13 protein-coding genes are annotated in these 11,428 nt (G+C 38.7%); 8 read left to right on the forward strand and 5 right to left on the reverse strand.

All coding sequences use genetic code 11. The annotated features are described in order from the left end of the window. Nucleotides 1–33 precede the first annotated feature (33 nt). The 7 genes from ccoN (at nucleotide 34) to BM179_RS03795 (ending at nucleotide 7,474) form a co-directional block, all read left to right on the forward strand. Entirely contained in the window at nucleotides 34–2,154 is a 2,121-nt protein-coding gene (gene ccoN / locus BM179_RS03770; RefSeq protein ID WP_092012457.1) for a cytochrome-c oxidase, cbb3-type subunit I, read from the forward strand. A 67-nt stretch (nucleotides 2,155–2,221) separates the two neighbouring features. Continuing rightward, a complete protein-coding gene (locus tag BM179_RS25200) occupies nucleotides 2,222–2,380 on the forward strand; it encodes a hypothetical protein (RefSeq protein ID WP_177219290.1) in 159 nt (52 codons plus the stop codon). A gap of 71 nt (nucleotides 2,381–2,451) precedes the next feature. Continuing rightward, nucleotides 2,452–3,297 carry a cbb3-type cytochrome c oxidase N-terminal domain-containing protein gene (locus BM179_RS03775; RefSeq protein ID WP_229632890.1) on the forward strand — a complete coding sequence of 282 codons (846 nt, stop codon included), beginning with the start codon at nucleotides 2,452–2,454 and terminating at the stop codon, nucleotides 3,295–3,297. A 54-nt stretch (nucleotides 3,298–3,351) separates the two neighbouring features. Then, the gene (gene ccoG / locus BM179_RS03780) at nucleotides 3,352–4,770 is read left to right on the forward strand and encodes a cytochrome c oxidase accessory protein CcoG (RefSeq protein WP_092012460.1); all 1,419 of its coding nucleotides are present in this window, start codon (nucleotides 3,352–3,354) and stop codon (nucleotides 4,768–4,770) included. Nucleotides 4,771–4,806: 36 nt separating this feature from the next. After that, complete coding sequence (locus BM179_RS03785; protein WP_092012462.1) at nucleotides 4,807–5,235, forward strand: FixH family protein; 429 nt, start codon at nucleotides 4,807–4,809, stop codon at nucleotides 5,233–5,235. 23 nt (nucleotides 5,236–5,258) lie between these two features. Then, entirely contained in the window at nucleotides 5,259–5,972 is a 714-nt protein-coding gene (locus BM179_RS03790; RefSeq protein WP_092012465.1) for a sulfite exporter TauE/SafE family protein, read from the forward strand. 152 nt (nucleotides 5,973–6,124) lie between these two features. After that, the gene (locus tag BM179_RS03795) at nucleotides 6,125–7,474 is read left to right on the forward strand and encodes a sigma-54-dependent transcriptional regulator (RefSeq protein ID WP_092012468.1); all 1,350 of its coding nucleotides are present in this window, start codon (nucleotides 6,125–6,127) and stop codon (nucleotides 7,472–7,474) included. Nucleotides 7,475–8,074: 600 nt separating this feature from the next. Here BM179_RS03795 and BM179_RS03800 read toward each other — a convergent pair. The 5 genes from BM179_RS03800 to BM179_RS25730 all read right to left on the reverse strand — a co-directional run bounded on the left by BM179_RS03800 (nucleotide 8,075) and on the right by BM179_RS25730 (nucleotide 11,115). After that, complete coding sequence (locus BM179_RS03800; RefSeq protein ID WP_092012471.1) at nucleotides 8,075–8,749, reverse strand: response regulator transcription factor; 675 nt, start codon at nucleotides 8,747–8,749, stop codon at nucleotides 8,075–8,077. An 89-nt stretch (nucleotides 8,750–8,838) separates the two neighbouring features. Further along, nucleotides 8,839–9,597, reverse strand: a complete 759-nt coding sequence (locus BM179_RS03805) for a sensor histidine kinase (RefSeq protein WP_177219291.1) — start codon at nucleotides 9,595–9,597, stop codon at nucleotides 8,839–8,841. A gap of 32 nt (nucleotides 9,598–9,629) precedes the next feature. Next, complete coding sequence (locus BM179_RS03810; protein ID WP_092012477.1) at nucleotides 9,630–10,280, reverse strand: hypothetical protein; 651 nt, start codon at nucleotides 10,278–10,280, stop codon at nucleotides 9,630–9,632. Nucleotides 10,281–10,370: 90 nt separating this feature from the next. Further along, nucleotides 10,371–10,805 carry a hypothetical protein gene (locus BM179_RS03815; RefSeq protein WP_092012481.1) on the reverse strand — a complete coding sequence of 145 codons (435 nt, stop codon included), beginning with the start codon at nucleotides 10,803–10,805 and terminating at the stop codon, nucleotides 10,371–10,373. 184 nt (nucleotides 10,806–10,989) lie between these two features. Continuing rightward, the gene (locus tag BM179_RS25730) at nucleotides 10,990–11,115 is read right to left on the reverse strand and encodes a hypothetical protein (RefSeq protein ID WP_262503424.1); all 126 of its coding nucleotides are present in this window, start codon (nucleotides 11,113–11,115) and stop codon (nucleotides 10,990–10,992) included. 211 nt (nucleotides 11,116–11,326) lie between these two features. Here BM179_RS25730 and kdpF point away from each other — a divergent pair, with 211 nt between their 5' ends. Beyond that, nucleotides 11,327–11,404, forward strand: coding sequence for a K(+)-transporting ATPase subunit F (gene kdpF, locus BM179_RS25785; RefSeq protein ID WP_143095159.1), 78 nt, complete (start codon nucleotides 11,327–11,329; stop codon nucleotides 11,402–11,404). Nucleotides 11,405–11,428: the final 24 nt, after the last annotated feature.

Consider the following 11,428-nt stretch of genomic DNA (forward strand, 5'->3'; position numbering starts at 1 on the left):
CCAAACAATAATTTCCATCAATTTTATACTTCCATGATTTCAACCAACACAATTGAAAGCTTTGAATATGACAACAGAATTGTCAGAAATTTCGGCGTAGCTACCATTATCTGGGGCGTCGTCGGAATGCTTGTCGGAGTCATTATCGCTTCCCAGCTTTTCCAGCCAGCCATGAACGTTACACAATATGGCACCTTCGGAAGACTTCGTCCTTTGCACACCAATGCGGTTATTTTCGCATTTGTGGGGAATGCCATTTTTATGGGTGTTTATTACTCTCTTCAAAGGCTTTGTAAAGCCAGAATGTTCAGTGATTTCTTATCAAAAGTACATTTCTGGGGATGGCAGTTAATCATTGTTGCAGCGGCCATTACTTTACCATTAGGGATGACTACCTCTCATGAATATGCCGAACTGGAATGGCCGATTGATATCGCTATTACATTAATCTGGGTGGTTTTTGGCATCAATATGTTCGGAACCATCTTCAAAAGACGGGAAAGACATTTGTACGTGGCCATCTGGTTTTATGTGGCAACCTTTATTACGGTAGCTGTATTACACATTATTAACTCATTTGAGCTACCAGTTTCTTTTATGAAAAGTTATTATCTGTATGCAGGTGTGCAGGATGCTCTGGTACAATGGTGGTACGGTCATAATGCGGTAGCCTTTTTCCTGACTACCCCATTTTTAGGTCTGATGTATTATTTCCTGCCTAAAATGTCTAACCGCCCGGTTTATTCTTACAAATTATCAATCCTGCATTTCTGGGCACTGATTTTTATATACATCTGGGCTGGTCCTCACCATTTGCTTTATACTTCATTACCAGACTGGGCTCAGTCATTAGGAACAGTTTTTTCCATCATGCTTATTGCTCCGTCATGGGGTGGAATGATTAACGGACTACTGACATTGCGTGGTGCTTGGGACAAGGTAAGAGAAGATGCCATTCTGAAATTCATGGTAGTTGGTCTGACTTCCTACGGTATGGCAACATTTGAAGGTCCGATGCTTTCTCTGAAAAATATCAATGCGATTGCACACTTTACAGACTGGATTGTGGCACACGTACACGTAGGAGCACTCGGATGGAATGGTTTCTTAACCTTTGCGATTCTTTACTGGTTGATTCCACGCCTTTACAATACTGTGATTTTCTCAAAAAAACTGATTAACATCCACTTTTGGATCGGTACTCTGGGGATTATTTTCTATGCTATCCCAATGTATATTTCAGGGTTTACACAAGGAATGATGTGGAAGGAATTTACCCCGGAAGGTACTTTGAAATATGGTAATTTCCTGGAAACTACCTTGCAATTATTAAGCATGCACCAGATGCGTGCTTTCGGAGGACTGCTTTATCTTTCCGGAGCGATCATTATGAGTTATAACCTGTTTAAAACCATGGCTCAGGGAACTTTGGTTGCCAATGAAAAAGCAGAAGCTCCGGCACTTTCCAAAGAATTTGTAGCCACAGGAAGCGATACCTACTGGCATAAATGGTTTGAAAGAAAGCCTATCCCATTATTGATTGGTTCTTTAGTCATGATTCTGATCGGTTCAATGATTGAGTTGATTCCTACATTTACCATCCAGTCGAACGTACCGACTATTTCAGCTGTACAGCCTTACACTTCATTAGAACTGGAGGGCAGGGATTTATACATCCGTGAAGGCTGCGTAAACTGCCACAGCCAGATGGTACGACCTTTCAGAAGTGAAACCGAACGTTACGGTGAATACTCAAAAGCAGGTGAATTTGTGTACGATCACCCGTTTTTATGGGGAAGTAAGCGAACCGGACCGGACTTACATCGTGAAGGTGGAAAATATCCTGATTCATGGCATTTTCACCATATGAGAGAACCATCATCAATGTCTCCGGGATCGATTATGCCTCCTTATCCCTGGCTTCTGGAACAGAAACTGGATGTTTCTCAAACAGCTGATAAACTCCGGGCAATGAAAACACTGGGGGTTCCATATGATGAATATCAGATCAAACATGCCAATCAGGATTTGAAGGAACAGGCAACCGTAATTTCTGAAAATCTTGCCAAAGAAGGTATTAAAATAAATCCTGACAAAGAGATTATTGCGCTGATTGCTTATCTGCAAAGATTAGGAACTGATATTAAAAAGTAAATTCCAGCGGTAAGGTTTCCGCCAAAACCATACCGGAATTCTGAAAACTCATTAAATACTAAGCAGAATGTTTAAACAATTCATAAACAACGTACAGGGTGCAGATGTGTATATGATTACCTCGCTCCTGATTTTCTCTGTATTCTTTGTCCTGGTAGGCATTTATCTGTTCATGATTGATAAAAAGCACGCCAAAGACATGAGCTATTTACCCCTGAAAGATTAGATCGGTCATAATCCGGGGAACAGTCAGGCTGCCCCTGTTAACTTGATCGTCACTTACAAATCATCAAAAAAATGAAAAGAATACTCTCATTTTTATCAGTACTCATAATTGCACAGCAGGCATTCGGTGCTGATGCCCAGACAAACTCAGTCTTTCATATTAAAACCGGGGAAGAGTTATTAATGGTTTCAATTGTAGGAATCCTGGTTTTATTCAGTATTACAATTGCGGTCATTACATTCAGTATCAATCAAAGGGTAAATCATTTCATTAAAGGTCTTCATTCTGAGAAAGATCAGGAACTGGAAGAAGCCATGGCAAACAGAACCCTTTGGCAGAAAATCGCAGGACTTAAGCCTATTTCTTATGAGAAAAAGCTGGTTATTCCTCATGATTTTGACGGTATCTATGAATTGGATAATCCTACTCCGGCCTGGTTCATGTATCTCTTTTACGGAAGTATTCTTGTCGGTGTGGTTTATTTCTTTGCCTATCATGTAGTTGGTAACGGGAAAGTCATGGAAAATGAATACGCTGAGGAAACAGCTATTGCGGAAAAGGCTCGTGAAAATTATATGAAAAAATTTGCCAATTCTGTGAATGAAAACAATGTGGTTGTGCTGAAAGATGCGAAAGGCATTGATGAGGGAAAGAAAATTTACACCCAAAACTGTGTGGCCTGTCACGGAGAAAAAGCAGAAGGGAAAGTTGGCCCGAACCTTACAGATGAATATTGGCTGCATGGTGGCAAAATCAACCAGGTTTTCCACACTATTACCAATGGCGTTCCTGAAAAAGGTATGATTGCCTGGAATAAAACACTTAATCCTATTCAGATACAACAAGTTGCCAGCTTCATTCTGAGTTTGCAGGGAACGAATCCTCCGGGGGCAAAAGAACCACAGGGAGAAAAATAATTACATGCCATACCGGAATCCGGTCTTCAGCCGGATTCCAAAAAGTACTTTATAATGAATCAGGAGCTATTTCATACAGATGATGATTTCAGAGATCACCTGTCAACCGTTTCCGAAAACGGGAAACGTCTGTGGGTTTATCCGCGTATTATCAAAGGTAAGTTTTTCAAACTTCGCTCTGTTTTCGCCTGGATATTACTGGCATTGATGTTTGGGCTTCCCTTTGTGGAAGTTGATAATCACCCATTCTTTCTTTTCAATGTGATCGAAAGGAAGTTCATTTTCTGGGGTGTTACCTTTTTCCCACAGGATTTCCACCTTGTTGCAATCGGATTAATTATTTTTATCGTTTTTATCATCCTTTTTACCGTAATATTCGGAAGGGTATGGTGTGGCTGGGCTTGTCCGCAGACCATTTTTATGGAAATGGTTTTCCGGAAAATCGAAAACTGGATTGAAGGAGACTACAGGGCTCAGAAAAGACTTGATGCCTCTCCCTGGACTTCAGAAAAAATCCGGAAAAAAACCTTAAAACATAGCTTGTTTTTTCTGATTTCGTTTCTGATTGCCAATATATTTCTGGCTTATATAATTGGTAAAAACGAGTTACTCCGGATTATTACTGACAATCCTGCAAATCATATCGCCGGACTATCCTCTATCCTGATTTTTACAGGTACATTCTATTACGTTTTTGCCAGATTCAGGGAAAATGTTTGTACGGTAGTCTGCCCATATGGCCGTCTTCAGGCAGCATTGATGGATAAAAAATCAATGATTGTCGCTTATGATTATCAAAGAGGCGAACCTCGTGGAAAAGTTCAGAAAAACACAGAAAGTCCTCTGAATCAGGATAAAGGAGATTGTATAGATTGCGCTTTATGTGTTCATGTCTGTCCTACAGCCATTGATATCCGGAATGGAAGCCAGATGGAATGTATCGGCTGTACAGCGTGTATTGATGCCTGTGATATGGTAATGGATAAAATTCAGAAACCAAGAGGATTAATCAGCTACAATTCAACGGAAGGCATAGAAAACAAAAAGAAATTCAGATTTACAGGAAGAATTGCGGCATACTCAGGTGTTTTACTGGTACTCACCGGAATTATGACATTCCTCCTCCTCACGCGCGGGAATACGGAAACGACTATACTGCGAACACCGGGTCTGACCTATCAGCAGGAAAAAGACGGATCTATTTCAAATCTGTACAATTTACAGATTCTGAATAAGACTTCTCAGAACTTATCCATTACACTGAGAATTAAGGATTTTCCGGCGGCTAAAGTAAAAATGGTGGGAACAGATCAAATACAGATTTTGGCCAATGACCTGGCAACAGCCTCTTTTTTCATTGCTATTCCAAATGATAAAATAGAAGCCGGTAATCTGAAATTACAGGTAGAAGTAGTTTCAGAAGGAAAGGTAATAGATGCTAAAAAAACCTCTTTCCTCGGTCCGGTTAAATAAATACAATTTCAGGAAAGAATCAAATCCATTAATAATATGAACTGGGGAAAAGCTGTTATTCTGATATTTTTATCATTTGCCACCTTCATCGGAGTAATGGCTTATAAAATGATGCATACCAATATTGATCTGGTAGGAGAAGATTATTACCAGAAAGAGATCGATTATCAGCGGCAAATTGAACGGCTTAAAAGTACAAATGCTTTAACAAGTCGGCCGGAATTTAATTATTCTTCTGAAAATCAATCCATTGTATTGAAGCTGCCTTCGGCTGTTTCATCCGGAAATGCTTTGTTTTTCAGACCCGACAATAAGAAAGATGATGTGAATATAAACCTGAAGTCTCAATCTGAGACTACAATCAGGCTTTCAACAAAGCTGTTGAAAAAAGGGCATTGGAAACTGAAAGTTATCTGGACAGATAACACGAAAGAATATTTTGTGGAAAACTCCTTTGTAAAATAATTCATCAGGAAAAAACTTTCGGCATGAACTGGATAGAGATCGTCGCTTTTACAACCGGATTGGCCGGAAGCCTGCATTGTCTGGGTATGTGCGGGCCGATTGCTCTTGCCCTTCCTGTGGGAGGTTTTTCCTATGGAAAAACACTGTTTTCAAGATTGGTTTATAACTCCGGAAGAATCCTGACTTACAGTATGTTAGGGTTGATTCTCGGGTTTATCGGAAATCAATTTCTCCTGGCCGGATTTCAGAGACAGCTTTCTGTATTATTAGGAATTTTCATACTTTTTAACCTTTTTTTTACCGGGATTCCCTCGCTTAGTCATAAACTGGGTTTTGTTTCAGCCCTGAAAAAACACTTTTCTACATTCCTTAAAAGTAAAAAAATAAGCAGTTTTTTTATTTTGGGAATCTTAAATGGTTTTCTACCCTGTGGCTTGGTATATGTTGCTCTGGCCGGAGCAACGGCCAGTTCTTCACCTCTTTCAGGGATGTTGTATATGTTTCTGTTTGGCCTCGGAACTACCCCAATGATGATGGGAATAACAATGATTATGCCCTTATTTACACTTGGTTTCCGCAGGAAAATACAAAAAATTTTACCGGTTTATACCCTGATTTTAGGTTTGCTTCTCATTATCCGTGGTGCCAATCTGGGTATTCCGTATCTTAGTCCTCTACTCGAAAAAATCACAAATACTACCGATATTCCCGTTTGTCATGGTACATCCAAAATATAGGATATTCCGGTCTGGTTCTTTACATACAAAATTCAAAGCATTCTGTTTCAGTAACTTAGGGTAGGTTTCTCAAAATTCTCTACAGCTTTTTCTATAAATGAGAACCAAATGCTAAAAGTGTAATTAACTTTATTGCCTTAAATAATCATAATTTGAACTCATCAGCAATTCTTATCATTGACGACGAAGATACGCTTCGTGCGCTGACAGCCCGTATTCTGGAACTGGAAGGTTATCAGGTTTTTCAGGCCTCAGATGCAAAGCATGGTCTTAAAATTCTTGAAAATGAGACAATCCAGCTCATTTTATGTGATGTTAAGCTTCCTGATGCCAATGGGGTAGAACTCACCGCCATCCTGAAAGAAAAGAAACCATTTGTCGAAATCATTGTCCTGACTGCTTACGGAACAATTTCCGATGGGGTGAAGGCTATTAAAAACGGTGCTTTTGATTATATCACCAAGGGAGACGATAATGACAAAATCATTCCGTTAGTGAGCCGGGCAATGGAAAAGGCTTTGCTTCAGGAAAAAGTACATTTATTAGAAAAAAAAGTTTCTCAGCAATATGGTTTTGACCAGATTATCGGGCATTCCAATCTTATTGAACAATCTAAAACCCTGGCACAGAAGGTAGCGGCGACCGATACAACAGTATTGTTAACCGGTGAAACCGGAACGGGAAAAGAAGTATTTTCTCAGGCAATTCATTATACCAGTCCAAGGAAAACCAACAATTTCGTAGCCGTAAATTGCAGCGCATTTACCAAAGAAATTCTGGAAAGTGAGGTATTCGGGCATAAAGCAGGCGCTTTTACCGGAGCAGTTAAAGACAAAAAAGGGCTGGTAGAAGAAGCAGATGGCGGAACTCTTTTTCTCGATGAAATAGGAGAAATGACACTTGATTTACAGGCAAAAATGCTCCGTTTTCTTGAAACAGGAACCTTTATAAAAGTCGGGGATACCAAAACTTCCAAAGTGAATGTAAGGATTATCGCAGCCACCAACCGTGATCTCGAAAAAGAATGCCAGGCCGGGACATTCCGGCTGGATTTATTTTACCGATTGTCTGTATTTCAGATTAAGCTTCCTTCTCTGAGCGAACGCCCTAAAGACATTATTCTGCTTGCACACACTTTTTTGAAAACATTTTCCCATAAAACCAATAAAAGGATTACCAAAATGAGTCCGGAATTTGTGGAAAAAATACTATCTCATCCCTGGAAAGGAAATATCCGGGAATTGAAAAATGTAATAGAAAGAGCTGTAATTCTGACAGATACTGACCAATTGATGTTTGAAAGTCTTCCGTTCGATATACAATATTCGGGAAACGACATTCATCACAACCAGCAAAGCCCGCTTGATCTGGCTACGGTAGAGAAACTGCATATTCAGAAAGTACTCGCATTATGCAAAGGGAATAAAACTGAAAGTGCCAGATTGATGGGGATAGGTTTGACAACTTTATATCGAAAAATTGAAGAATATGGAATTATATAACTCCATATTCGTTCTTCCTGAGGATTGCACGTAGTTAAAATAGGTATATTTAGTCACGTAAGCTTACACATAAATTTTAAACCGAAGTATTTCCGATATGTTGTTTAGCTTTTAAAATCCAAAAAAAGTAACAAACATATCTTTAGATGCTTCGTTCATCTCATCTGAACTCTATTTGTTTTCACAAATTCATCCGGAATCTGACAATTTTCATAATTTGATCAGAGTGTGCAACAGTTTTACAGACAATTGAGGGATTGGTGGTTAGTTATTTAGTTTTTAATGCTAGAACCTGTGAATTCTATAAAATCCTGGAGGGAGAACAAATAAACGCCTCAACAAAACATTCAGAGCCTTTTCTCTACCTGTTTTGTACCGCTAAATTACTAAGCCGGGTTCTCGTGAAAACAGGTAAAAATACCCGTTTATTAGTTTTTACATAAAAAAAGCGACCATTTCCGGGTCGCTTGCACATGTATAATCTCCATATTTTGCGAAATAAACTACACCATAGCTTTGTGGCACACAAAGCATAATAAACCCTAAACTAAAGACCATACAGACTACGGTGAAAGGTTTTGAAGAGCAGTTTTACAGACTTTATAACAAGGCAATCGGATTAATCAGATTATGTTTGATGGCAAAAATCACCAGTCCTGCGGAATTTCTGACTCCGGTTTTTTCCAGCAGATTGTTTCTGTGGCCATCAACGGTTCTCACGCTGATACACAGTTTATCTGCTATTTCAGTGGTAGTAAACTGCTGACAAATCAGGTCCATGATTTCAATTTCCCTGGAGGTAAGCGTTGAAGGAATATAGTCTAACATGGTCAGTTTAGACCGCTTTTTAGCCATTCTCTTCTTTATGGCATTCAGCACATCATCATTAAAATAGAAGTCTTTTTCTACTACCTGACGAATCGCCTTTTCTACTTCAGCAGGATCGGCATTCTTAAAAAGATAGCCATTTACACCAATTTCAACCAAATGGGTGATGAATTTGTCTTCCGAGAAAACAGACAGGATTAATACTTTGATCTGGGGAAAATCGGCATGTAAAATTTTGGCTGTTTCGATTCCGTTGAGTTCAGGCATAGACAGATCCAGCAAAATAACGTCCGGCTGATTGGTAATCGTTTTCAGCGCCACAAGCAGCTCCCTGCCATTTTCGGCCTCAATCGTTACCTTAAATCCTTCAAAAGTATTTAAAAGCGACGCCATCCCTTTTCTGAATAAAAGCTGGTCATCTGCGATAGCAATTTCTATTGTTTTCATAGTTGTAAAGGGATTATCCGGCGGCTCCCAGAACTATTTTGGTGTATTAGATTCAGCGTTTTTCTGTAATTTGTGTGTAAATGTATAAATCAATTCTCATTTTGTAAAAGTATTGAAACCGGAACCTTGATTTCAATCCGGAAACCCTGCTGGGGCTGCGTAAAAAGCTTCATGGATCCGAAAATCATCTTAACCCTGTTTTCAATGTTCATAATTCCCAAACCGGCTTTTTTGCGCGGAACAGGATATTCAAAGCCTATACCATTATCCTGATACGTAATCAGGTAATCCTCCTCTTCGTCCGGCTTCTGAATACCTATATTGATTTCGGTAGCCCGGGCATGTTTCAGCGAATTATTCAATAACTCCTGCACAATCCTGTAAATAACGAGTTCTGCCTTTTTATTTACTCCGTGATAATCCTCTGAATCAAAATCGATATCTATGTCAGAGGCCATCATTACTTTATCACATAACTCTTCAATGGCATATTCCAGACCAAACTCCTCCAGACCATGCGGCAACATATCATTTGAAATCCTACGGATATTATCCATAGTTTTATCGATCATTTTTTTACATTCTTCGGTAAGCGTCTGAGCATCATCTGTATCTTTTTCCTGAATCTGGCAAACAATCAATCTCGTGGTTGACAAAGCTGCACCAACTTCATCATGTAAATCCCTTGAAATACGTTTACGTTCGTTTTCCATACTTTCAAGGTTTCCGTAAAACAATTCCTGCTGGTGTTTTACTTCCATTTCCTGCATTTTAAGCTGGTTACTCAGGATTCTTTTCTGGTATGAATTCAAAAAAAGGATGATACCTCCGGCAAACAGAAACATCATTATTGTTCCACAAATGATAAGAATGTAGATATCTATTGCTCCCGCCGACTCCACCATAAGCCAATTGCTATAAAAATATTCATAAATATATCTAAACCTGCATGAATAGCCCAGGCCATTCTGCTAAGCTCCTGATCTTTGGATAACAGCAGATTACCAAGCACAAACAAAAACAGGTTTCCTGAAAAATAAAGTGTAAAACCGGAATTAATCCAAAATACCGAAGTTCTGTCAATCCTGACATACTCAAGCGTCTGGAACATTTTATAAAATGCAATCAAGCTTAAGCAAACAATTAAAAGGCTTTCAAGGCTTCGAGGATAGGTATTAAATTCAAAAACAGTTTGTATAAAAACTCCATTGATAATGGCAAAAAGCAGGAAGCCCGTCACCAGCACCGGAATAATATTTTTATGAATAAAATCTTTCAGAAATACGTAATAAAACCAGCAAATCAGTGAAAACTCCAGGACGGTATAAATGTGCAAAAACGGAAGACTATTCCTGACATGAAAACCGAACGATAAAACTCTTATAAAAATTTCAGTAAAAAGCTGAAGACCGATATAAAACGCGACAGGACGAAGTTCATTTACCAAATATTTTTTACGCACTAGAGCAACAGTAACCGGTAATAATAATGAAATGGGTGCATAAACTGCAATTAACGTAGAGATGCGCATAGTACATAAATTTAAGTTCTTAAGAGAAACCTGTTAACTTACCTTTTCCAGAAAAGGTAAGTTAACAATGAAACCATATAACCGGGATTATCAATTCAATGGACTATCCGGATCAGTATATGGAGGAACCGGTAATGTGTAATCATTAACTACTCCGGCTTCCATAACATTGGCAGACACTTCATCTCCGTTTGCATCAAATATCAAATCTGATACCCTGAATAAACCAGGAACCTCTGTGTCAGGTGTAACAGCAGCGTTAACCATCAGTAAATGAGGTGTTTTAGATTTAATATCATTCCCTAGTCCTTCCTGAAGACCAATATACATTCTGACAAAATCAGCATCAGGAGCCTGTTCGAAAAGATCCAGCAAATCCTGTCTTCTGATCAGGAAACCTCTCAATAAAGAAGTCGGAGAATCTTCTAAAGCGGTTGTTGGGGGTTGGTAATTTAGCCAGTTGTTAATCCATTCCTGGGCTACTTTCAAGGGAATTTTAAATGGGTCTGGTGTTTCCTGCGCCATAGCTAGTTTAGTGTTAGTTAAATTTTAAAATGTAAAAGTAAACGATAGAAAATAGTTGTGAACGGGTAAATTTACCTATTTACAATGTACTCAGCAAGACTATGTATAATTTTAAAAAATAAAATAATAATGCATAAAAAGCTTCATCGCTTTTTGTTATTTCAGACAGGATTCTCTGTGTTTTTCAAGTCGTTTGTCTTCTTACTTCTTCGTAATCCGGGAAATTACAGGTTTTATGGCTTATTTCTAACCCTGCCATTTTGGAAAAACCCTGCCAAAATGAAAAGGTTCCTGCTTGCAGAAAAATCATCTGGATTTTATTTATTTAAGTCAATGTGTTGATTTTAAGGTGTTTATGTAAGTGTAAATTTTTATTTAATCTTTTGGAACAGCTTTTGGCATGCAGTATTCAAACTAACATCAGAAACTCATGACAACTATCATTCTTTTACTGGCCGGTGCTTTATGCTTCGTCCTTTTTTTCAAATCCATCAATTTTTTCGAAAATATCTGAAACCATGATGACATTACTCTTTGTGCTGGCAATTGCCGTATTCGGTTACTTATGTTACGTACTGTTAAAACCGGAAAAATTCTAGACACGTATCCTCAACATCACAAAA

Source organism: Pseudarcicella hirudinis, assembly GCF_900115665.1.
Lineage (GTDB): Bacteria > Bacteroidota > Bacteroidia > Cytophagales > Spirosomataceae > Pseudarcicella > Pseudarcicella hirudinis.

Coding starts and splice junctions, on each gene's coding strand:
- ccoN (WP_092012457.1), top strand. CDS start 34: ATGATTTCAACCAACACAATTGAAAGCTTTGAATATGACAACAGAATT.
- BM179_RS25200 (WP_177219290.1), top strand. CDS start 2,222: ATGTTTAAACAATTCATAAACAACGTACAGGGTGCAGATGTGTATATG.
- BM179_RS03775 (WP_229632890.1), top strand. CDS start 2,452: ATGAAAAGAATACTCTCATTTTTATCAGTACTCATAATTGCACAGCAG.
- ccoG (WP_092012460.1), top strand. CDS start 3,352: ATGAATCAGGAGCTATTTCATACAGATGATGATTTCAGAGATCACCTG.
- BM179_RS03785 (WP_092012462.1), top strand. CDS start 4,807: ATGAACTGGGGAAAAGCTGTTATTCTGATATTTTTATCATTTGCCACC.
- BM179_RS03790 (WP_092012465.1), top strand. CDS start 5,259: ATGAACTGGATAGAGATCGTCGCTTTTACAACCGGATTGGCCGGAAGC.
- BM179_RS03800 (WP_092012471.1), bottom strand. CDS start 8,749: ATGAAAACAATAGAAATTGCTATCGCAGATGACCAGCTTTTATTCAGA.
- BM179_RS03805 (WP_177219291.1), bottom strand. CDS start 9,597: ATGATGTTTCTGTTTGCCGGAGGTATCATCCTTTTTTTGAATTCATAC.
- BM179_RS03810 (WP_092012477.1), bottom strand. CDS start 10,280: ATGCGCATCTCTACGTTAATTGCAGTTTATGCACCCATTTCATTATTA.
- BM179_RS03815 (WP_092012481.1), bottom strand. CDS start 10,805: ATGGCGCAGGAAACACCAGACCCATTTAAAATTCCCTTGAAAGTAGCC.
- BM179_RS25730 (WP_262503424.1), bottom strand. CDS start 11,115: ATGATTTTTCTGCAAGCAGGAACCTTTTCATTTTGGCAGGGTTTTTCC.
- kdpF (WP_143095159.1), top strand. CDS start 11,327: ATGACATTACTCTTTGTGCTGGCAATTGCCGTATTCGGTTACTTATGT.